We start from the raw sequence: 23,220 nt of genomic DNA, 5'->3' as shown, positions 1-23,220 counted from the left end.
AAATGGCTAAGTCCAAGGTTTACAACTCCGCAGCTGCCAAGGTCGAGGAGGGCAAGTTCTACACGCCCACCGAGGCCGTCGCGCTGGCCAAGGAGACAGGTTCCAAGAAGTTCAACTCGACGGTTGAGGTTGCCCTCAAGCTCGCTGTTGACCCGCGCAAGGCGGACCAGATGGTCCGCGGCACGGTCATGCTTCCCCACGGCACGGGTAAGACCGCCAAGGTCATCGTGTTCGCTAACGGTGCAGCGGCTGAGGCCGCCATCGCAGCGGGCGCTGACGAGGTCGGCGGCGCCGAGCTCATCCAGCGCGTTGCTGATGGCTGGACCGACTTCGACGCGGCTGTTGCCGTTCCGGAACTCATGGGCCAGGTTGGTCGCCTCGGTAAGGTCCTCGGCCCCCGTGGTCTGATGCCGAACCCGAAGACGGGCACCGTTACTCCGAACCCCGCGAAGGCGGTTGAGGAGATCAAGGGCGGCAAGATCGACTTCCGTGTCGACAAGCACGCCAACCTGCACTTCATCGTTGGCAAGGCATCGTTCGACGTTGCGCAGCTGGATGAGAACATCCAGGCCGCCCTCGAAGAGGTCGTCCGCCTGAAGCCGGCTTCGGCAAAGGGTCGTTACATTCAGAAGGGCTCGGTGTCGACCACGTTCGGCCCCGGTATCCCGCTCGACGTCAGCTCGATCTCCGCATCGGCCTGATCTCGTTCGTCGAAAACCCCGTCGCGTTTCGCGGCGGGGTTTTCGACGTTTTAGGGGCGACCATTCCGTCTCCGGGCGTCGTCCTGCTCCACGATCAGCGCGACTCCTCGCACCCCGACTACGCCGTTACCCGGGAGCTGCGCAGCGTAATCGCCGAACAGACGGACGCATCCGGGCGTGCGTTCGAGATCGTCGATCTGCCCGCTCCGAAGACTCGCCGCGACGCGGAGGGCTGGACCGACTGGAGCTACGTCAACCATTTGGTCGTTAACGGTGGTGTTGTGGCCTGTGTCTTCGGAGAACCCGAAGCCGATGCGGTCGCTCGTGAGGTCCTTGAGGGCGTCTATCCGGGCCGAACGGTCACCACCGTTGACGCGCGGGAGATTTTCGCGCGTGGGGGCGGGATCCACTGCATCACCCAGCAGCAGCCGGCGGTGGCATTGTGATCCAGGTGTGGGAGGCGTCAATCGCTGAACTCCAGGATGCGCTCGCGGATGGTCGAACAACGGGTCTGGAACAGCCACCGCTGCCAGTCTCGCGGCCTTCGGGCTCGGGGAGGAGACATGGTCGAGTGGCCGTGCCCCTGCCGCCTGTAACGCCCTGTGCGCGTACACACCCTCGCGCGGCGTGATCTCCGTGGGCGGGAACTGGCCGCTTGTTCCCACCATGGACGTCGGTGTTTCGCGGATGTATATCAACGCCGATCTCGAGGCCGCGGGTGCCACCGTGATCGAGGTGGACTTCCCGCTGGTGTCCAACGCCGAGGGGGATCGGCCGGGCGCTTCCCGATTGCTACACCGGCTTCGACGACGACATCGCGGAGTACCCGGAGCTGATTCGGTCACGCGCGATCGCCGAGATAACAGACATTCCGGAGCTGGAGGACGGGGTGCGGGGCCTCGAAGAGACGCGGAGCGTCGATCTTGAGGCGTGGATGGACCGGCTCGGATTGGACGCCGTTGTGTTCCCGACGATGGCGGATGTGGGACGCGCGGATATGGACGTCAACCCCTCGTCAGCGGACGCGGTGTGGCGCAACGGTGTGTGGGTGGCGAACGGAAATCTGGCGATCCGTCATTTCGGCGTACCGACCGTGACGGTTCCGATGGGTCTGATGGCGGACACCCGCATGCCGTCCGGTCTGACATTCGCTGGGCGCGCATACGACGACACGGCTTTGCTCGAACTGAGCGTGGCGTTTGAGGCCACATCGCGGCGGCGTTCTGCGCCGCCGGCGACCCCGCCGCCGTAGGGGCTCGCCTGCCGACTCGTTTCCCGGGCCTGAGCCGGCAGGCGTCACATAACGGGTATCTGGGCTCCGAGGGTTGACCGTCCTCCTCAGCATTCGCTAAGGTTCACCAGGATGTTCCCGGTAACACGCTTGCGATTCCGCGGCGCGTGCTCGTGGAAGTCCTCGCCGCGCAGAGAAGCGCGGAGGCGTGGAAACGCCTGAAACAGACTCGAAGGAGAGTCCATGCGAGAGCGACGAAAAGTCATGAGATCGGCTGTTGCCTTCACGGCAGCGCTCGGTCTCGGCGCCGCCACGCTCGCGGCAGCGCCAGCGATTGCGCAGGAGGGGGAGGGCCCACTGGCTCACTACCTCTTCGATCAGCACGATGGCCAGGAGGTGGCGAACGCGGCAGGTGACGCATTCGGTCCCGCCGCTGTTGTGCGCGGCCAAGAGGGGGACTGGACCGATACGTCTCTCACCCTTCGCGGTGGCCCCAAGGACGGCAGCGGAAACTTCGTTCGCCTCCCGGACGAGATGCTCATCGGAGCCGAGTCGGCCACCATCTCCATCGAGGTCAAGCCGTCACAGGCCGCCCTCGACGGGTGGCACTTCCTCTGGAACTTCGGAGGTCAGACCAATCAGGACGAGTACTTCTTTTCGAGCCTGAATCAGGCACAGGGCAGCCGCACGCCGCTCGTCGGTATCAAGGACGCCGGCGACGAGCGCCTGCTGCAGTCGAGCCGCACTCTGGCTGCTGACGAGTGGGTCAACGTGACCTCTGTGATCGATGGTGAGGCCAATCAGGCACACTTCTACATCGATGGAAACCTGGTAATGTCTGGCGCCATGCCTCACTCTCCCGGCGCCGTCGAGGACCAGACTTTTAACACGATCGGCTATGCACCATGGCCCGATCCGCTTTTCGCGGGCGAGGTCGCATCCTTCCGGGTGTACGACCGCGCTCTCGGTGCCGATGAGGTGGCGAGCGTCGAACGACTCGACGCCGAGATCCATGCTGAGGCGTTCGCCGCTGAAGCACAGGGTCTCGTCGACGCCCTCGACATCGAAAGCGAGATCACGACGAACACCGATATCGACCTTCCCACCGGCGGTGGCAAGGTCACATGGACATCGAGCGACGAGAGCGTCGTCGCCGCCGACGGCACCGTCTTCGCTCCCGTCGAGGGCGGCGATGCCGCCAGCGCAACGCTCACGGCCACTGCGGATGTGCGCGGCTACAGCGCCGAGCGCGTCGTTGACGTGACGGTCACGCCGAGCGACGAATCTGCGCAGGAGCGCATCGACCGGCTCGCACAGCGGTTCGTGCTTCCGCACGTTCTCGCATCGGGCGTCGCCATTCCTGCCGCACCGCACGGCACGGTCATCGACGCGGTTGACACCAGCGCGAACTATGCCGATGGCGTTCTCACCGGATCCGGCGAGACCACTGTCGACGTGACGTTCCGTGACGAGGCAACCGGCGCAACCACCGTTCGTTCTTTCGAGGTGGACCTGCTGGACGACGCCCGCGAACTGCTGGCGTACGACCGCAACCCCACAAACGCCGGCGAGGCGAACAACGCTGACATCGCGCGGAGCATGCACCTTGCTCTGGACGGCGAGCCGCTGTTCCACGGATACGGCATTTTCTTCGCACACATCGTGGAGCCCCCCGGGCCGCGCGGAACGCGCAGCGACCAGTTGCGCAGCCTGATCGACCCTCACGTTGCCTATCTCGATGACCGCACCTTCGGTGTGATGTCGACACGGCAGACGCGTGGCGGCGGAAACGATGGCACGCAGGCATCAAGCGTGCTCTTGGCGCAAACGGACAACCTGCTCGACTACACGGAACTGGGTCTGCTGAATCTGGGTGTGACCTCCGGCGTCAACGAGCCGGCCTTCGCATACGACCAGACATCGGGCCACTACGTGGTCACGTGGAAGAACGACGTCGGCGCTCCCTACTGGGCCACGTTCGATTCCTTCTCGGTTGATGCCGAGGTTTCGGCTCCTGTTCGCGGTCACATTGACCTCATCGGGGCCGATGCAGAGGGCGACATCTCGGCCTTCCGGTCGGGCAATGTGCTTCCCGTCACCCACGAGGTTGCTCGCGGTCTCGAGATCCGTTTCAACCCGATCCGCAACACCGACGCGTCGTGGAACGATCACATCGCTCTGCAGACGGGCGATGCTTTTGACGCCTCTGCGCTCTCGGAGAAGATCGACCTCGTCTACGACGACGGTTCGACGAACGACCTGGCGATCGAGTGGGATGCCGAGGCGATTGCCGCCATCGACACCTCACAGCCGGGCACCTACGAGGTGCCGGGAACGGTTCGCCAGGCCGAGTACCACCGGCCGCTTGCCGACGAGCGTGCCGACCCGATGATCGTCCCGTTCGACTTCAACGGCGAACAGAAGTTCCTGATGATCGCGACGAAGGATCTTCACCTCGACCCCACGAACAACTCGGGTCAGCCTACGGGAATGCCGCTGCGCATGGCCGACACGATCGAGGAACTCGCCGATGAGGAGAAGGGCCTCGAGATCGAGGTCGATCTTCTCAAGCGCGGTGACCGCGATGTGCACCACGGCACGCAGTATGAGGGCGGAATCCACGATGGTGTGATGACCGGATGCTTCTGGGCACCGGAGATCCACACGATCGACGGCAAGCTGTCGATTCTGTTCATGCCTTGCTACGGCAACAACCCGCACTACATGTCCGGACGCGCCAGCATCATCCAGCTCATGCAGGACGATGAGGGCAACCACCTCGACCCGAGCGACCCGGCGAGCTGGACGCAGACAGAGCATGTTCTGCGCGCCGACGGCTCACCGCTGAACGACCTCGAGGGCATTTCCCTCGACATGTCGTTCATCGTTGACGAGGGCCAGGGGTACTACACCTGGCAGATGCTCGGCTCCGTTTTCATCGCGAAGATGGACCCGTCGAACCCCACGCGACTGACCAGCGACCCTGTTCGCATCATCGCGCCCGAGTACGCATGGGACAACATGATCGCGGAGGGACAGAACCTGTTCATCCGTGACGGCAAGGTGTTCATGCCGTACGCCGCCTCGCTCGTCGGCGACACCTACACAACGGGTCTTGCGTGGGCAGAATCCGGCGCCGACCTCACCGACCCCTCGGTGTGGGAGCGTCACGTCTATCCGCTGCACAAGTCCGAGCCCTTCGAGGGTGAGTGGCTGCTCGGCCCCGGTCACGGCGCCTGGTCCTACGACGCAGATGGCAACCAGATCTGGGTGTTCCACGTTCGCACGCACAACAAGGGCCTCGGCGGTCGCGACGCGTTCGTGCACCGCGTGCACTGGACCAGCCAGGGTCTCCCGCGATTCAACATGGAGCGCGAGCACGAGCTGGCACCGCAGTTCCGCGAGGTCACGACCACTGTCGAAGTTTCCGGCTCTGCCGGCGGCAGCGACGCCGTGGCGGAGTTCCTCTTCGTGGAGGAGCCAGCGGACGGCGTCACGGTTCCCAACACGGGAACGGGTGATGGCGAGGCAATCGTCAACGGCGAAGCGGAGTGGGACAACTCCTCGCTCGTCTTCAACGGAGACGGAACCTCGCAGGAGCCCGGTGACGGGACCTGGGTCGCGCTTCCTGACGACATCCTGGTGGACGTCGAGCAGGCGACGATCGTCACGGAGTTCCGCGCCGACGAGGAGATTCTCAACAGTTGGAACTTCCTATGGCAAATCGGCGGCGACAACACGAGCGAGCACTGGTTCGCCTCCGCTCGCAACAGTCCCCGCACGGTGATCAAGGCAAACGGGATGAACGAGGCCCAGGCGTCCGCGCCGGCGATCGAGTCTGACCGTTGGTACTCACTGGCCTCCGTTATTGACGGCGAGACGATCTCGACGTACCTGGACGGCAAGCTGGTCGGACAGGCGACAACCGCGCTCACACCCGCTGATATCGCTGAGCAGACAATGAACACGATCGGGCGTGCTCCGTACCCCGATCCGCTGTTCGCCGGCGCTGTTTCGACGTTCCGTGCTTTCGACCGCGCGCTCAGCGCGGAGGAAATCGATCAGATCAACGTCGACGACGCTCAGATCCACGCAGACGAAATTAGCGGGTATTCGGCAACACTGCTCGAGAGCATTGCTCCCATTGAGCTGTCTGACACCCACACCCAGCTGCCCACGTATGGCGGCGCGGTGACCTGGGCGTCACAGACCGATCTCGTTGACATCAACGGCGCGGCCGCTGTCGCACAGCTTCCCGCCGCTGGTGAGGATGCTGCTCATGGCACGCTCGTCGCCTCGGCCACCGTTCGCGGTGTGACGGTATCGATCGAGGTTGATGTCACGCTCGTTCCGCAGGCTCTGCCCACGGACGACTACGGCTACCTCATGGTCCACTTCATCGAGGACTCCGCCGGTTACGCCGAGAAGATCCACCTCTCGGTTTCGCGCGGAAACAACCCCGAGCAGTGGGACCGTCTCAATGGCGGGGAGCCGATTCTCGGTTCTCACCTGTCGACAACCGGTGTGCGCGACCCGTACATCACGTACAGTCCCGAGACCGAGAAGTACTACATTCTCGGAACCGACCTGCGCGTGTTCGGCGGGGACGACGCCGGATGGGGCGGTTGGACTGACAACTACTCGACCAAAATCAACATCTGGGAGTCGGACGACCTCATCACCTGGTCGGAGCAGCGCCAGTTCGACGTTGCGCTCGACAGCTCGGGTGAACCCGACACGGACGCCCCCTACATGGGCATGATGTGGGCCCCCGAGGCCACATGGGTGGACGATTTCTACGGCGAGGGTGACGGCGCGTTCGTCATGTACTGGTCGTCGATGGGCGAGGGCGACAAGAACTACCACCGTGTGATGTGGGGCGCAACGCGCGACTTCACGCAGGACACGTGGGAGTTCGGCGGAGCGTTCGTTGATGACGGTCACTTCACGATCGACACGACAATGACGCAGAACGATGGCAAGACGTACCGCGTTACGAAGGACAACACGACGGGCCGCGGCCTGTTCATGGAGGTCACGGATGCCGAGCGCTGGTGGGAGGACGGAACCGAATGGACCGTCACCCAGGAGCAGATCGGTGCTGAGTACGCCGGCGGCAACCCCGGTGGCGTCGAAGGTCCCGCGATCTTCCAGAAGCACGGCGAAGATGTCTGGTACCTCTACGCGGATGTGATTCCGGACATCGGCTACCAGCCGCTGATCTCGACGGATCTCGACGCTGACGAGCCCTGGCAGCTGCTGGACAGCCCGGACTTTGATCTGGCTCCGTCTACAAAGCACGGTGGCGTCATCGGACTTACCAAGGCGCAGTACGACGAGATCCGTCAGGCGGACGCCGCGTCGGTCAGCGCTGAGGTATCTGCCGAGGTGGCAACGGGCTCCGACGAGGACGCGATTGCCGCGGCTCTTCCTGCCGAGGTGGCAGCGAACCTGCACTTCGATCGCGGAACGGCATCGTTCCCTGTTGTGTGGGACATCGCCGACGTCGACACAAGCACGGAAGGAACGTTCACCGTCTCCGGCGTGCTCGCGGGAACGCTCGGTGCGAACCTCAACGCATGGGTGGGCGACGACGGCTCCACGGAGTGGGATGCCGAAGGCAAGACACCGTTCAGCTCGACAGAACTGACGGTCGAGGCCGAGGTGTCGGTTGTCGAAGGTGAGATTTCGCGGGGTGTTCCCACGGAAGCTGACCTGACGGACGAGAACCGCGACCCGTCGTTGCTCGAGGACGGGCTGGAGGTGCGCGGCGGTGATGCGCTTCCCGCAACGATCGTCAACCGTGAGGGTCAGGAAGTGGACGCATACGCGTTCTCCGAGCCGACTGCGCTGGGAACGTTCATCGTCGAGGACGGCGGCATTGCGCCGGTCGCCCCCGAGGAGCTGGAAGTTGGCGACCACCGCTTCGTCGTTGTTTACGAAGACGGATCGATCGCCTGGGATACCTTCGCTGTTGTGACGGCTGATGCCGGAACCGACGCGGACGCCGACGCTCAGGCCGGTAGTGATGCTGGTGCCTCGGGTGATAGCGATGCGGGTGCTGATGCTGAGGCTGGTAGTGATGCTGGTGCCTCGGGTGATAGCGATGCGGGTGCTGATGCTGAGACTGGTAGTGATGCTGGTGCCTCGGGTGATAGCGATGCGGGTGCTGATGCTGTGGCCGGTAGTGATGCTGGTGCCTCGGGTGATAGCGATGCGGGTGCTGATGCTGTGGCCGGTAGTGATGCTGGTGCCTCGGGTGATAGCGATGCGGGTGCTGATGCTGAGGCTGGTAGTGATGCTGGTGCCTCGGGTGATAGCGATGCGGGTGCTGATGCTGAGGCTGGTAGTGATGCTGGTGCCTCGGGTGATAGCGATGCGGGTGCTGATGCTGAGGCTGGTAGTGATGCTGGTGCCTCGGCACAGGCCGGTAGTGACGGTACTCCCGGCCCGGGAGGAGCCGACGCGGACGGCGATGACCTCGCCCCCACAGGAGGATCGATCGCGGCCATGGTGATCGCCGCTGGTCTGCTGTTCGCAGCGGCCGGAACAGCGATCGTCATTCGTCGACGTCGTGTCCTGAGCTAAGGCTCACTCACAGCGGTGCCCCGCCCTTCCGGAGAAGGGCGGGGCACCGCTGTGTTGTGCCGGTGGTTTCCCGGCCTGCGACCGTTAGTTACATAACCGAGGCCACGGGCGCCGATCGTGTCATGCTCGCACAGCGATTCCGCACCAACTCTTACGAGAGGTCAATGATGACATCCTCGCTGAGCACGACAGCGCTCGCCGCCCGCGGCAATGCCGGTCCGCGTCCGGGCGCTCCCGAAAAACATCTCCCACAACTGCGCCTGTGGGCCGGCCGGGCGCTGAGGCCCGTGCTCGCCATCATGGTCTATCTGTTGATCCCCGCCGACGGTCTTCCTGTTCCTCGGCGGCTTTATGATCGCCATCGCGATGCAGAAGTGGAACCTGCACGAGCGCATCGCCCTCATCGTCATGCGGTCCATTGGCACCAAGCCACGGCAGCTGATCCTCGGCGTCATGATCGCAACGGCGTTTCTGTCGATGTGGGTCAGCAACACGGCCACCACCCTCATGATGCTGCCGATCCGCGTGAACGTCCGCTGAGGGGAAGGGCGTCAGCTCGACGCTTTCCGGAATGACGTTGACCGCGCCGTGTCCCTCTTCACCCGGCTGGAACATGAAGATCACCGATCCGTGAAGGTCTTCGCGTCGTGCGCTGAGCAGCTTCGCCGCGCCAACGAGGCCGGCCGTGTGCAGATCGTGGCCGCACGCGTGCATATTGCCGTTCGTCGAGATCCGTCTCTTCGACGAGGGGCAGGCCATCCATGTCCCCGCGCAGCAGGACGACCGGGCCGGGGAGCGTTCCGCGCAGAACGGCGACGACCGACGTGGTGCGCGTGCCGGTGGTGATCTCGAGCGGGAGCCCCTCGAGAGCCGCGGGGACCCGCCGTTGTGTGCGCGGCAGAACGAGCCCGATCTCGGGGCCCGCGTGAAGTGCGCGACGGAGCGCGATGAGTTCGGGGAGGAGCGAACGCGCATCGGCGGTGAAATCCGGAATGATCATCGGCCTGCCTTTCGTCATGGCGGGAGAGAATCGATCCAGCGGGGGATGTCTGCTCCGGCGTCCATGACGTCAGCCCGGAGGTTAGTCGGTGAGGGCGAGTGCGCGGTAGGCGTCGTTCGTTGCGGCCCTGAGCATCGCTTGTTCGCGGGGCGTCAGATCGCCCTGCGGAACCTTTTGCCCGGTCGTCAGCTGGTAGAGCTCGTCGATCAGATTTGTCGCCATCGTGACGAGCTTGTGGATTTCGGCGTCGTCGCGGTCGATCCACCGAATCATCGGTTCGTCGCTGAGCGGCCGGAAGTTCCGGTGCTCTTCCCAGACGAACAGGGTGCGTTCGGCGCCGAGCACGTGCTGCTGCCACCACACTTGGCGCAGATAACTGCGCGGGATCGTTCGCCACGACTTGTTGGTGGTCTTGATCTCGGCCAGAACCACCCGACCGTTGGCGTCCTGTGCAATGCCGTCGGGGGTGGCGAGGTGGCGCCGCTCGATTTCGGAGCGGAACAGCGCCGTTGAGGGCAGAATGCCGTGCTCACGCTCGACCCATGCGGCGATTTCCGGCTCACGGCGCCGTCCGTGGTCGGTGTAGGCATTGCCCGAGAAGCTCGACGGGCGGAGCTTTTGCTGTGCCGCGCGAAGGATCGATGCGGGGGTTGAGAGATTGGCAACGTCGGTTGCCGTGATGCCCTGCGACCGGGCTTTGAGCCACGCCACTCGGTCGCGCGAATCAGCAACGATTCGGGATTCGAGTTCTGGCGTGAGCATCTCTCAGACGATAGCCGGATCTTGCCTGTGATGACGGTGACGGCGCGCGAACGGAGGGATAACGGGCAGCGCACAGGGAAAAGTAGTTGCGAAAAATCAACTACTCGCATATGGTTGACAAACGTCAACTGTCAGCGCCTGTCGCGGACTCGCAGAAAGGACACCCGTGGCATCACCCACCACAACCGTCTCGTCCAGCATGTCGAGGCGCCAGGTTCTCACCGCCCTGTCCGGCCTTCTTCTGGCGATGTTTTGCTCGATGATGTCGATGACCGTCGTCGGCACATCGCTTCCGATCATCGTTCCCGAGCTCGGCGGCACCCAGGCCTCCTACACCTGGGTCGTCACCATGACCCTCCTCACAACGGCTATTTCCACGCCGATCTGGGGCAAGCTCGCTGACCTCGTGAGCCGCAAGACCCTCATGCTCACGGCCCTGGTGCTGTTCGTTCTCGCCTCCGCCGGTGCGGGAATGTCGCAGAGCGCCGAAATGCTCATCTTCTTCCGCGCCCTTCAGGGCATCGGCGGCGGTGGCCTCCAGGCGCTCAGCCAGATCCTCATGGCCGACATCATCAGCCCTCGCGAGCGCGGGCGGTACATGGGCCTGTTCGCCGGGGTGATGGCTCTCGGAACCGTCGGCGGACCGATCCTTGGCGGGGTCATCACCGACACAATCGGGTGGCGCTGGAACTTCTACGTTGGCGTTCCGCTGGGGATCATCGCGTTCATCGTTATCGTCCGCACGCTGCGTATCTCCCAGATCCCGCGAGAACGCGTCACGATCGACTATCTCGGGATCGTTCTGCTGTCAGCCGGGGCCGGAACGCTCCTCGTGTGGATCTCGAATGTGTCCACGTACGGCTGGATCAGCTGGGAGACGTTGGTCATGGTGGGTGGGGCGGCAATCGCGACGGTAGCCTTCATCCTTGTCGAAAGCCGAGTGCGCGAGCCGCTAATCCCGCTGTCGCTCTTCCGGGACCGCACGTTCTCCCTCGCGGTTCTTGCATCGATTTCGATCGGCGTCTCGATGTTCGGCACGGCCGTGTACCTCGGCCAGTACATGCAGGTCTCCCGCGGCTACGGGCCAACGGAAGCGGGGCTGCTGACGATTCCCATGGCGGCCGGCATGCTCGGCGCCTCGGCGATCATCGGCCAGCTCGTCACACGTTCCGGCAAGTGGAAGAGCTTCCTCGTTGTCGGCGCGGCCCTGATGATCGCCGGAACCACCCTGCTGTCCACGCTGGAATACGACACCTCCCTTGTCCTTGTCGGCGTGTACATGTTCCTCCTGGGCTCCGGAACAGGCATGACGATGCAGAACCTCGTCCTCGTCGTGCAGAACTCGGCCAACCCCGCGCAGATCGGCGTCGCCAGCTCGGGCGTGAACTTCTTCCGATCCGTTGGAGGCACCGCCGGGGTGGCGATCATGGGTTCCGTTCTGGCCGCAAGCATGACCCAGCAGATCACCGACCGAATGGCCGAGATCGCTCGGGCCGTTTCCACGCTCGGTGCGGAGGGGGCGGTCATCGCCGAACAACTCCAGTCCGGCGCGCTGCCCACCACGCGGGACATGCCGCAGACCATCGCCGTCATCATCGAGCAGGTCTCCGCGCAGGCGATCTCTCACGCCTTCCTCGTCGGGGTTCCGCTTGCCGTGCTCAGCCTCGTCGCCATCTGCTTCCTGCCGAATGCTCCGCTGGCAACGCGCACAACGATCGAGCGGCTGCAGCACCAGCGTGAACAGGCAGAAGCGGCCGCAATGGCTGAAGAATCTGCCAACACCGCGCTCATGTCGTCCGGATCCATCACAACGATCCGCGAGGATGGAGTGATCAGTCACGAACCGGGACGAAAAGGCGAGAGATGACCTCCGACACCAGCGACGCCGACGCCGCGTTCCTCACTGCTGTGAAGTCCGTCGAAGCCGGACTCGGTGACGTTTTCGCGCAGTTCCGTCGCGTTCTGGCGGAAAACGCTGATCGCCTGCACGCGGGCATGCTGCCGGGAACATACAAGCTGTTCAGCGTGATCGCCCGCCGCGCTCCCATCACGGCAAAAGAGCTCGCCGCGTCCCTCTCCATCGACAAGGGGCAGGTCAGCCGGATGGTGCGCGAGCTGGAAGACCTCGCGCTTGTCGCCCGATCTCCCGACCCGAACGACGGCAGGTCTTCCGTGATCGAACCCACCGAGAACGGGCGGCAGCGCCTTGAAGCGGCGCGGGGAGCCCAGGAACACACGCTCACCACGATCATGCGTGAGTGGTCGATCGACGACATCGAGCGCCTCGGAGATCTTCTCCACCGGCTCACGGCGCGCATTCCTCCTGCTGAGAAATCTGACGCCTGACCGACTCATCGCCGATTCGCGGGCGTAACCAGCGCCCGATTGGATGAGACGTGATCACCGCCAGCGCGTCGCACCGGAGGGACACGATGAGAGTTCGACCACACCGCCTCGATGAGAGTCGCGACGAGGGTCAGTCCATTCCCCCCACGATGCGGGCCGTCGTCTTCGACGAACCCGGCGCGGCGTCCGTGATGCGCATCGCCACCGTCCCTGTTCCGGTTCCCGTCATGGACGAGGTGCTCATTCGCGTCACGGCAGCCGGTATCAACCCCATCGATGCCAAAACCCGAGCTGGCCGCGGGGTCTCTGCCCACCTGTCCGCGTTGCCGGGAACGCTGGGCTTCGATGTTGCCGGCGTTGTGGTGAAGACCCCGTACGAACTGCACCCGCTTCCCGTCGGAACGCGGGTGTTCGGCATGGTGGCGTACCCGCGAACTCCCGGTTCCTACGCGGAATACGCGATCGCATCGACGTCGTCGTTGGCCGTGATTCCCGACAGCATGAGCGACACGGATGCCGCGGCGGTTCCGCTTGCCGCCCTGACCGCGTGGCAGGCCGTTGTCGACATCGCCCTGGCGCACCAGGGATCACGCATTCTCGTTCACGCCGGCGCTGGTGGCGTCGGCCACCTTGCCGTGCAGTTTGCGCGTCACATGGGCGCGCATGTGACGGCAACCGCTTCCGGAGCCAATGTCTCCTGGCTGCGGGAACTCGGCGCCGATGTCGTTATCGACTACTCCACCACGCGCTTTGAAGAGGTCATTGGCACCGTCGACATCGTGATCGACCTCGTCGGAAACGTCACGGAGCGCACCGGCTCACGGTCGCTGCAGGTGTTGCGTCAGGGCGGTCTTCTCGTTCAGGTGCCGACGGGATCCTGGCCCGAGTATGCGGCCGAAGCGGCCGAGGCGCGCGTCCGGGCCACCAGCATGAAGGTCATCCCCGACGGGCAGACGCTCGCGACCATCGGACGTCTGCTCGCGGAGGGGAACGTGCGAATCAACGTCTCTCAGGTGTTCCCTCTCGCCGACGCGCGGCGGGCCCACGCGGTTCTCGAGGAGGGACACACACGTGGAAAGCTCGTGCTCAGCATGGCGGAGCCGGCCTAAACACCAGCCACCGCGCTGGTCTTTCGTGTGTTCGGCCCCGGACCGCTGATCCGCGTTCGACGCCGCGGGCCCGCCTGAGCAGGGTGGCCGCCGATGCCGAACGAAGGAAGAAACGCGCTGACTGGCCTTCTGCGTGGCGAATTCGGCGCGCACGGCACGGTTTTTCCTTCGTTAGGGAATCGGGAGGCCGCCCACGCGTGCTTCCCTGGGGATTTGCCGGGCCGATTAGTTGTCCGAGCGGAAGTGTCCTATATTGGACGAAGCCGAAGACCGCCGGTCGTCGTGATGTGCCCAGCACAGATCGATCGAAGCACTGCTCATGCAGGGGCCCGCGCAGGTGTACTGAATCTTTCCCGTTTCGGGAATCGAGCTCCGTGCGCCTCGCGCCGGAGCTTTTTTGTGTGTAGGGCGGGATCCGGCTGGCACCTCACCACCGTGGGGCGCCTCGTACGTTACAAGGAGTGGCCATGGCGCTGAAGGAAGCATCGGTCGCCGAGCTCGAAGGCAAGTTCGAGAGCTCGACCGCCGTTCTGCTCACCGAGTACCGCGGTCTGACGGTTGCTGAGCTCAAGGAGCTCCGCGACAGCATTCGTCAGGACGCGGAATACGCCGTGGTGAAGAACACGCTGACCAAGATTGCCGCGAACAACGCGGGAATCGCAGCATTCGACGAGGACCTCAAGGGTCCCTCGGCGGTTGCTTTTGTGCACGGCGACCCCGTCGCTGTTGCCAAGGGTCTGCGTACCTTCGCCAAGGCACACCCTCTTCTCGTGATCAAGGGCGGGTACTTCGATGGTGCCCCGCTCTCGGCTGAGGAAGTCAACAAGCTTGCCGACCTCGAGAGCCGTGAGGTTCTCCTCTCCAAGGTCGCCGGCATGATGAAGGCCTCGATGTCGAAGGCCGCAGCCGTCTTCCAGGCGCTGCCCTCGAAGACCGTTCGCACGGTCGAGGCACTGCGCGAGAAGCAGGAGAACGCGGCCTAACGGCCGACGTTCACACACCCCACTTACCTACATACCTCTCACACAAACAGGAGATACATCATGGCGAAGCTCAGCACCGAAGAGCTGCTCAGCGCGTTCGAGGAGCTCACGCTCATCGAGCTCAGCGAGTTCGTGAAGGCATTCGAGGAGAAGTTCGACGTTACGGCTGCTGCCCCCGCCGCTGTCGCAGTTGCTGGCGCACCCGCCGCTGCAGCTGAGGCTGCCGAGGAGCAGAGCGAGTTCGACGTCATCCTCGAGGGTGCCGGCGACAAGAAGATCCAGGTCATCAAGGCTGTCCGCGAGCTCACCTCGCTCGGTCTCGGCGAAGCAAAGGGCCTCGTTGACGGCGCCCCCAAGGCTGTCCTCGAGGGCGTTGCTAAGGACGCTGCGAACGACGCCAAGGAGAAGCTCGAGGCCGCTGGCGCCTCGGTCACGGTCAAGTAATTCGACCACTTCTTTCGCAGGGCCCCGGAAGCTTCACGCTTCCGGGGCCCTGCGGCGTTTCCGGCACCGATCGTGACAGACGGGTAACGGTCGGCGAGTGCCATTGCGTGCCGTCCCCGCCGCGCCATAGGTTTGCTAGCACGACGGCCACCGACGGCCGTCTGCAACACTGATGTCAATGTCGACCGGAGCGAAAAATGAAGACGGTACGCACACGCACCCTCATCTCAGCAGCAGCGCTCTCCGCAACAGCCCTCGTACTCGCGAGCTGCGGAAGCGGACCCGGAACCGGGGGTGGCCCCGGAGGAACCGGTGGCGACGATGCCGGAGATGGCCCCCAAACGGTACGCATTTACGGCACGATTGTCGATACCGAAGCTGCTCTTCTCGAACAGTCCTGGGCGGACTGGGAAGAACAGAGCGGCATCGACATCGTCTACGAGGGCTCCCAGGAGTTCGAGGCGCAGATCGGCATTCGCGCTCAGGGCGGAAACCCGCCCGACCTCGCCTTCTTCCCGCAGCCCGGTCTGTTCTCGGACCTCGCCGCACGCGGACACCTGGTACCGGCATCCGACACCGTCGCGACGAACGTTGCGGAGTACTGGAACGAATCGTGGGCGACGTACCTCACCGTCGGCGATGAGCTCTACGGCGCCCCCCTCATGGCCAACGTGAAGGGATGGATCTGGTACAACAACGACGCCTTCCAAGAGCACGGTTGGGAGATTCCGGACGACTGGGATGGGCTGTTGGACCTCAGCGATGAGATCGCCGCCGACACGGGCGGTCCCGCCTGGTGCGTGGGCTTCGGCTCTGACGCCGCGACCGGCTGGCCCGGAACGGACTGGATCGAGGACATCGTCCTTCGCGAGTCCGGAACGGATGTCTACGACCAGTGGGTTGTCGGCGAGATCCCCTTCACGGACGACAGCATCAAGAGCGCGTTCGAGCACGTCGGCGAGATTCTCCTCAACCCCGAACGCGTCAACGCGGGCTTCGGCGGTGTCGAGTCGATCGATTCCACGGCGTTCGGCGACGTTGCCAACCCCCTCGTCTCCGGTGACTGCGTTCTCACGCACCAGGCATCGTTCCTCGAGGGCTTCATCATTGACGCCGGCGGCGAGGTTTCCGAGGACGGCGATGTGTGGGCGTTCATGCAGCCCCCGATGAGCGCGGGCGACGACCCGGCGATTACCGGTGGCGGTGAGCTGGTGGGTGCGTTCAACGACAACCCGGCAACGATCGCTGTTCAGGAATACCTCTCGAGCCCCGAATGGGCCAACTCCCGCGTCGGCCTCGGCGGCGTGGTCAGCGCGAACTCGGGCCTCGACCCGTCGCTCGCATCGAGCCCGATCCTTGAGCAGTCCGTTGAACTGCTGCAGGATCCCGACACGGTGTTCCGTTTCGATGGCTCCGACCTGATGCCCGGCACCGTTGGCGCCGGAACGTTCTGGGAGGGCATGCGGTCGTGGGTAGGCGGCACCGACCTCGATTCCGTCCTCCGACAGATCGACTCGGGCTGGCCTGACGAGTAAACCTCATGGCCGACTTCCTCACGTGGCTCAGCTGGCTGTCGCCCTGGGCCCAGATTCCGATCGTCGTCGCGACCTTCGCGGCGGCGGTCGGGATCCTCCTCTTCTTCATCGAAATTGCCCCGCGTAAGGGACGCATCTATACCCTGATCCGGCTCGCGGTCTGCGTTCTCGCGCCGCTGGGTGTGCTCTGGCTGCTGCAGTCGTGGTGGTGGGCCATTCTCGGCGCGGGAATTCTGGGCCTGCTCTTCTTCTGGTTCGACCTGCGGGCGAAGGAAGGGGCGGGCTACAAGTTCCAGCTGTTCGCGTTCCTGGCCCCGGCGCTGTCGCTGCTGTTCGTCGGCTTGATCCTCCCTGTTGTCGAGACGATCATCCAGTCGTTCTTCAACTCGACGGGAACGGCGTTCGTCGGTCTCGCGAACTACGAGTGGATCTTCACCCAACCTCAGGGCATCCGAACCGTGGCGAACACCATCGTGTGGGTGCTCATCGCCCCTGTCGCCTCGACAGCGATCGGTCTGGTGTATGCGTACTTCATCGATAAGACGCGCGGCGAGAAGATCTACAAGACACTGATCTTCTTGCCGATGGCGATCTCGTTCGTCGGCGCCAGCATCATTTGGCGCTTCATGTACACGCATCGCCCGTCCGGACGAGACCAGATTGGTTTCCTGAACCAGATCATCGTCTGGTTGGGCGGAGAGCCGATCTTCTTCCTCCAGCTCGAGCCGTGGAACACTCTCTTCCTCATCCTCGTGTTCGTCTGGATCTACACCGGTTTCGCGATGGTCGTGCTGTCTGCGGCGATCAAGGGTGTTCCGGCCGAGCAGATCGAGGCCTCACAGCTCGATGGCGCGAATGCGATCCAGCGCTTCCTGCAGATCGTTGTTCCGAGCATTAAGACGTCGATCGTTGTCGTTCTGACGACGATCGCCCTCACGTCGATGAAGATCTTCGACATCGTTCGCACCATGACCGCCGGTGGCAACAACACCTCGGTGATCGCGAACGAAATGTACTCGCAGTTCAGCAACCTGCAGACGGGTCGCGCTGCGGCGTACGCCGTTGTGCTGTTCGTCCTCGTGCTGCCGCTCATTATTTACAACGCGCGGCAGATGAACAAGCAGAAGGAGATTGCGTGATGAGCGAAACACGGACACTCGTCACGACGGGGCCGGGCACAAAACCCGGGGCATTCTCAAACGCGAAGAAGACGCTGACGTCGCCGATCGCGACGATCGCGGCAATCGTCATCGCGGTGATCTGGACGATCCCCACCTTCGGTCTGCTGGTGTCGTCGTTCCGTCCTCAGACAGAGATTCAGACCACCGGTTGGTGGACGGCGTTCCGTAACTGGGGCTGGACGACGGACAACTACACGGAGGCGCTGTCGACGACCGTCGGCGGTATCACGATGGTGCAGGCGTTCGTGAACTCGTTCGCCATCACCATCCCCGCGGCGCTCATCCCGCTGATCATCGCGACCCTTGCCGCGTACGGATTCGCGTGGATGGATTTCAAGGGAAAGAACGTTCTGTTCGTTCTCGTGTTTGCGCTGCAGATCGTGCCCATCCAGATGGCGTTCATCCCGCTGTTGCGGTTGTTCTCGCGGGGCGAGCTGTTCGGATTCCCTGTCATTCAGGCCTTCGGGGCAGCAGGCTATGCGCAGGTGTGGATCGCACACACGATCTTCGCCCTGCCCCTGGCGATCTTCCTCCTGCACAACTTCGTGTCGCAGATTCCGAAGGATGTCATCGAGGCAGCCCGCGTTGACGGTGCCAGCCACGGCCAGATTTTCTATCGGATCGTGTTGCCGCTGAGCATGCCCGCGATCGCATCGTTCGCCATCTTCCAGTTCCTGTGGGTGTGGAACGATCTGCTCGTGTCGTTGATCTTTGCGGACGGTAACGTCTCGCCGGTCACGAAACTCTTGGCACAGATGACGGGGCAGCGCGGAGAGGCGTGGCACCTGCTCACGGCCGGTGCGTTCATCGCGATCATCGTGCCTCTGGTGGTGTTCCTCGTGCTGCAGCGGTACTTCGTCCGCGGCCTGCTTGCGGGGGCGTCGAAGGGCTAAACAGCAACTCAGAATTGGCGTTATCGATGAACCCGCGCGATCCGATCGCGCGGGTTCATCGTATTGTGGCTTGCATGCGGCACCCGGCCGCCGGAAGGATCGATGTTATGACTGAGACTGGCTCCGAGTGGTGGCGTACCGCCGTCATCTATCAGATCTACCCGCGTTCCTTCGTCGACTCAGACGGCGACGGAGTGGGCGATCTGCGTGGTGCGCTCTCACGCATCGACCACCTCGCCGATCTCGGTATTGATGCGGTGTGGTTCTCGCCGTTCATGCCATCACCGCAGAAAGACGCGGGCTACGACGTTTCGGACTACCGCGACATCGACCCAATCTTCGGTACGTTGGATGACTTCGACGCGTTCCTCGCGGCGGCGCACGAGCGCGGTATCCGGGTGATCGTCGATCTCGTTCCCAACCACACGTCGGATCAGCATGCCTGGTTCCAGGAGGCGCTCGCCGCCGAACCGGGTTCGCCCGAGCGCGAGCGTTACATCTTTGCCGACGGGAAGGGCAAGAAGGGGAACCGTCCGCCCAACAACTGGCCATCGTTCTTCGGCGGCTCCGCGTGGACGCGGGTGACGAACGAAGACGGAACGCCCGGTCAGTGGTACCTGCACCTGTTCGACAGCTCGCAGCCCGACCTCAACTGGCAGAACCCGGTGGTGAAGGAAGAATTCCGCTCCATTTTGCGGTTCTGGCTGGATCGCGGCGTCGACGGTTTCCGCATTGACGTGGCACACGGCCTCGTGAAGGACCCGGAGCTTCCCGATCACATCATCGCGAAGAAGGGGGCGATGGGAGGGCTCGGCAACGAAGCCCCCTATCTGGCACAGCCCGGTGTCCACGAGATTTATCGCGACTGGCGCAAGCTCCTCGAGGAGTACGACGGCGACCGTGCGCTGTGTGCCGAAGCGTGGCTGCCGACCCTCGAACAGGTGGCTCTATGGGTGCGGCCCGATGAAATGCACCAGGCGTTCAACATGTCCTACCTGGGCACACCGTGGAAGGCGCCGCGCATCCGCGAGGTCATCGATCACTCCCTTGAGGTGTTCGGATCGGTGGGAGCGCCGTCCACGTGGGTGCTCTCGAACCACGATGTCATCCGCCATCCCTCACGCTTGACGCTGCCGCCCAGCAAGCAGCACTCGGGCGTCGGCCCCGAATCGCGCTATCAGCCCAAGCCCGAGCGCGAGGGCCCCGTGGGACGCGCTGCCACCACCGTCATGCTCGGATTGCCCGGCTCCGCCTACCTTTTCCAGGGGGAGGAGCTCGGCCTGCCCGAGGTCATCAACATCAGCCGCGAGCAGCGCCGCGATCCCCGGTTCCTGCGCACCGACGGTAAGGATGTCGGACGCGATGGCTGCCGCGTGCCGTTGCCGTGGTCGGCTGATGGGGCCACGTTCGGGTTTAACGACACCGATCAGTCGTGGCTTCCGATTCCCGAAGAGTGGGGTTCCTACGCCCGCGATGAGCAGGCGGACGATCCGTCCTCAACGCTGTCGCTGTACCGGGAGCTGCTTCGTCTGCGCCGCGAATACAACCTCGGGCAGGGCAGCCTCGAATGGATCAAGGGCGTTGAGAACAACGTCGTCGCGTATCGCAACGGCGATGTGATCGTTGTCGCGAACCTCGGCGCTCGACCCGTTGTGCCCCCCGCGGGCAAGGTGATCGCCCGCTCTGGCGAACTCGGAATCGACGGCTCTCTCCCGAAGGACCACGCCATCTGGATCGAGGCTACGGACTAGGGGAGGCCGGCTGCTAGCAGATCGAACCAACTGATCTCGAGGGCATCGGCATCCCCGTTGACGTAGTTCACACGAATCGGATGGTTCGGGTGGTACGGCCCGATAATGACGACAGTTGCCGTGCCATCGGGGTTGATTAATGCTTCTTTGGAGAACTGATCCGGTCCCTGTGATATCGCGACGGTAATGTCTTCGCCGGGCGTCCCGGAGATGGTGAGCTCGATGGTGAGCTCGACGGTGAGCTCAGCGGTGAGATGAGCGTTCCAGCAGACCTCGGTGAGCGTGAGCGCCATGAGGGGCGCTTCGTCGGCAGGGTCGTCTGGTTCCCCTGGTGTGTCATCTTCAGCAGGTTCGCTTGGTTCCTCGGGCTCGACGCTTGCGCATGAGTCCTCGGACCCCTCGTTCGAGGGTGGTGGCGTAGGAGCAGGAGTCGGCTGCGGCTCCGGTGTGGGATCCGGCGTCGGAGAAGGAACGGGCGTGGGTGATGGCTCTGGCTCCGGTTTTACTTCGGGCGATGGAGCGGGCTCCGGCGTCGGAGTTGGTGCGGGTGCAGGCTCCGGGGTGGGCGTGGGCGTCGGCTCCGGAACGGGAGCAGGTTCCGGAGTAGGCGTCGGTTCTGGCTCCGGCGCGGGGGCAGGTGTGGGCTCCGGCGCAGGCGCAGGAGCAGGAGCAGGAGTGGGCTCCGGCGTCGGCACGGGCGCAGGCTCCGGCTCAGGAGCGGGTGCTGGCTCCGGCGTCGGGGTCGCTTCGGGCGTCGGCTCTGGCGCAGGCGCAGGCTCCGGCTCAGGAACGGGGGAGGGGTCCGGCGTGGGCTCCGGCTCAGGAGCGGGTGCCGGCTCCGGCGTCGGGGTCGCTTCGGGCGTCGGTGTCGGCACAGGCGCGGGAACCGGCGTGGGATCCGGAACCGGCACGGGAGTGGGATCCGGAACCGGCACGGGAGTGGGATCCGGAACCGGCACGGGAGTGGGATCCGGAACGGGCACGGGAGCGGGCTCGGGCGTCGGTTCCGGCTCGGCCTCTTCTGAGGGGGTGGCCTCGGGCTCGACTTCCACCGGCTGCATGGCGGCGAGAAGTTCGGCTCGGACGCCCAGCGCAGACAGGCTTGTCGCGACGGGCGCATCTGCCTCGCCGTCATACACAAACGTCAGCGGAACGTCAGATTCCACCTGCGCGCGGGTAACCGCGAAGGTCAGCGACGTCGAACCGCTGTCGCCGATGCCGGAATCAGTGAGGCCGGGCCCCACCACGCCACGAACGACAGAGAGCGACGGTGCTGTGTTGCCGCCTCTGGCCGTTGCCGGCTGGGCGCTTCCCTCGGCGTGAACGCGCACGGTATAACCGGGCTGGCCCGTGACGACGACCGTGATGACACCGGCCGCCGCATCCACAACGCGCGCTCCCGCAACGGTGATCGCCGATCGCGTTTCTTCTTCCGGAAAGGGAGCATCCTCAGCGGGGAGAACTTCCTCATCACCCTGGGCGATTGAGGCATCAGCCTCGATCTTGGCGTCGCCGGGCAGCGAACCGCCGCCGAATGCATCGCTCGCGGCTGTTGAGCCCACGGTCCCGCCCGTCAGCGTCGCCGCTGCAACCGCAACGACCACCGCGAGAGCTGCGGCTCCTGCCGTGACGAGCCCGCCAAGTGTCCAGGCTGAGGCGTTTCCTGCGCTGCTGATTGCGGAGCTACCTGCGGCTGCTGCTGTTCCTCCGGCGACGACGGCTCCGCCGATGGCGACGCCGCCTTCGACAACAGCCGGCGGCATCGCGGCCAGCGCGACGACGGCCGCGTCTCCGCGCTGAAGCGCCGCGAGATACCCGCCGGCAGCAGGGATGCCAACGGCGAGCGGAAGCAGAATCATCGCCAGACGACTTCCGACGTCCTTCGCCTCGGCGGCGACGATCGCACATCGCGTGCAGTCGGCGAGGTGGGCGTCGAGCTTCTTACGCTCGCGAGAGCTGAGGTTGCCGCGCGTATGCGCACCCAACCGCTCGATCGCCCAGCGGTGCTCGGAACCGGCTTCGACTGACGTGATGTGGGCCTGAATCCACGCTTCGCGGAGGCCTTCTCGGGCGCGGAAGGCGAGTTGCGAGACGGCCGCAGTCTTCATCCCCAGAATCGGCGCGATCTCACGCGGCTTCATCTGCTCGATCTCGGCGTACCAGAGCACTTCCTGCCAGCGGGTGGGCAAGGAACGGAATGCCGTGTGCGTCAGACCGCGGTCGAGCGCAGCCTCGGTAGCCTCCGCCGCTGTCTCGGGGTCTTCGAATGCATCGAGTTCCTCAAACGGAACGTCGTCGCGCGCACGACCCCAGCTTGCCGCCGTGTTGCGGATCGTTGTGAATAGATAGGCGCGGAACGATCCGGTGGGACCACCGCCGCGTCGGACCGTCTGGAAGATCTTCGCGTAAGCCTCTTGGACCAGATCGTCCGAGTCGATGCTCGCCGTGATGCTTCGTGCCGCCGTGATCCCCGAGCGGTAGTGCCGCGACCAGAGCTCCCCAAAGGCGTCGGAATCTCCGGAGCGGGATCGGAGCAGGAGATCGGCGTCAGAGGCATCGGCGGCGTCGATTGCGCGCGCGTCGCTCTCTTCTCGCACGGGTCTCCTCGTCGGGTTTCGGGAGTGGCACCGACTGTGAGGCGGTCGGCGCCGTCGGACGATTCTCTCTCGTTGGAGAGCCTCGTGCCAACCCCAATC

Annotated in this window: 13 protein-coding genes and 4 pseudogenes; 14 read left to right on the top strand and 3 right to left on the bottom strand. The window is 64.3% G+C overall.

All coding sequences use genetic code 11. The features are described from left to right. The first annotated feature begins 2 nt into the window (after positions 1-2). The 5 genes and pseudogenes from rplA to G6N81_RS06490 form a co-directional block, all read left to right on the top strand. A complete protein-coding gene (rplA, locus tag G6N81_RS06510) occupies positions 3-701 on the top strand; it encodes a 50S ribosomal protein L1 (protein WP_165134677.1) in 699 nt (232 codons plus the stop codon). 56 nt (positions 702-757) lie between these two features. Next, a pseudogene (locus G6N81_RS06505) lies at positions 758-1,147 on the top strand (agmatine deiminase family protein); the annotation flags it as partial. 52 nt (positions 1,148-1,199) lie between these two features. Next, positions 1,200-1,953: pseudogene (locus G6N81_RS06500) on the top strand (amidase family protein); the annotation flags it as partial. A gap of 222 nt (positions 1,954-2,175) precedes the next feature. After that, positions 2,176-8,520: a LamG-like jellyroll fold domain-containing protein gene (locus G6N81_RS06495; protein WP_165134674.1), complete on the top strand. Its 6,345-nt coding sequence runs from the start codon at positions 2,176-2,178 to the stop codon at positions 8,518-8,520. Positions 8,521-8,847: 327 nt separating this feature from the next. Beyond that, positions 8,848-9,054 (top strand): annotated as a pseudogene (locus G6N81_RS06490) (SLC13 family permease); the annotation flags it as partial. A gap of 30 nt (positions 9,055-9,084) precedes the next feature. On the opposite strand, the pseudogene G6N81_RS06485 reads toward G6N81_RS06490, so the two are convergent. Both G6N81_RS06485 and G6N81_RS06480 read right to left on the bottom strand, forming a co-directional pair. Further along, positions 9,085-9,520: pseudogene (locus G6N81_RS06485) on the bottom strand (M20/M25/M40 family metallo-hydrolase); the annotation flags it as partial. Positions 9,521-9,601: 81 nt separating this feature from the next. After that, on the bottom strand, positions 9,602-10,282 hold the full coding sequence (locus tag G6N81_RS06480; RefSeq protein WP_165134671.1) for a YqaJ viral recombinase family protein: 681 nt from the start codon (positions 10,280-10,282) through the stop codon (positions 9,602-9,604). A gap of 166 nt (positions 10,283-10,448) precedes the next feature. Here G6N81_RS06480 and G6N81_RS06475 point away from each other — a divergent pair, with 166 nt between their 5' ends. The 9 genes from G6N81_RS06475 to G6N81_RS06435 all read left to right on the top strand — a co-directional run bounded on the left by G6N81_RS06475 (position 10,449) and on the right by G6N81_RS06435 (position 20,524). After that, entirely contained in the window at positions 10,449-12,149 is a 1,701-nt protein-coding gene (locus tag G6N81_RS06475) for a DHA2 family efflux MFS transporter permease subunit (protein ID WP_241244885.1), read from the top strand. Further along, positions 12,146-12,628 carry a MarR family winged helix-turn-helix transcriptional regulator gene (locus G6N81_RS06470; RefSeq protein ID WP_165134668.1) on the top strand — a complete coding sequence of 161 codons (483 nt, stop codon included), beginning with the start codon at positions 12,146-12,148 and terminating at the stop codon, positions 12,626-12,628. Before G6N81_RS06475 ends, G6N81_RS06470 begins: the two co-directional genes overlap by 4 nt. 86 nt (positions 12,629-12,714) lie before the next feature. Continuing rightward, positions 12,715-13,737: an NADP-dependent oxidoreductase gene (locus G6N81_RS06465; RefSeq protein WP_241244884.1), complete on the top strand. Its 1,023-nt coding sequence runs from the start codon at positions 12,715-12,717 to the stop codon at positions 13,735-13,737. A 467-nt stretch (positions 13,738-14,204) separates the two neighbouring features. Beyond that, complete coding sequence (gene rplJ, locus G6N81_RS06460; protein WP_165134665.1) at positions 14,205-14,720, top strand: 50S ribosomal protein L10; 516 nt, start codon at positions 14,205-14,207, stop codon at positions 14,718-14,720. Positions 14,721-14,780: 60 nt separating this feature from the next. After that, positions 14,781-15,164, top strand: coding sequence for a 50S ribosomal protein L7/L12 (gene rplL / locus G6N81_RS06455; protein WP_165134662.1), 384 nt, complete (start codon positions 14,781-14,783; stop codon positions 15,162-15,164). A gap of 197 nt (positions 15,165-15,361) precedes the next feature. After that, on the top strand, positions 15,362-16,699 hold the full coding sequence (locus tag G6N81_RS06450) for an ABC transporter substrate-binding protein (protein ID WP_165134659.1): 1,338 nt from the start codon (positions 15,362-15,364) through the stop codon (positions 16,697-16,699). A gap of 5 nt (positions 16,700-16,704) precedes the next feature. After that, on the top strand, positions 16,705-17,838 hold the full coding sequence (locus G6N81_RS06445) for a carbohydrate ABC transporter permease (RefSeq protein ID WP_165134656.1): 1,134 nt from the start codon (positions 16,705-16,707) through the stop codon (positions 17,836-17,838). After that, positions 17,838-18,773: a carbohydrate ABC transporter permease gene (locus G6N81_RS06440; RefSeq protein WP_165134653.1), complete on the top strand. Its 936-nt coding sequence runs from the start codon at positions 17,838-17,840 to the stop codon at positions 18,771-18,773. Before G6N81_RS06445 ends, G6N81_RS06440 begins: the two co-directional genes overlap by 1 nt. A 107-nt stretch (positions 18,774-18,880) precedes the next feature. Continuing rightward, positions 18,881-20,524, top strand: a complete 1,644-nt coding sequence (locus G6N81_RS06435) for a glycoside hydrolase family 13 protein (RefSeq protein WP_241244882.1) — start codon at positions 18,881-18,883, stop codon at positions 20,522-20,524. Here the strand turns inward: G6N81_RS06435 and G6N81_RS06430 are convergent. Further along, positions 20,521-23,121 carry a sigma-70 family RNA polymerase sigma factor gene (locus G6N81_RS06430; RefSeq protein WP_165134647.1) on the bottom strand — a complete coding sequence of 867 codons (2,601 nt, stop codon included), beginning with the start codon at positions 23,119-23,121 and terminating at the stop codon, positions 20,521-20,523. The two genes, G6N81_RS06435 and G6N81_RS06430, sit on opposite strands and share 4 nt — an antisense overlap. Positions 23,122-23,220: the final 99 nt, after the last annotated feature.

The sequence above is a fragment of the Microbacterium amylolyticum genome (assembly GCF_011046975.1).
GTDB lineage: Bacteria > Actinomycetota > Actinomycetes > Actinomycetales > Microbacteriaceae > Microbacterium > Microbacterium amylolyticum.
This window is presented reverse-complemented; position numbering and strand designations above follow the sequence as displayed.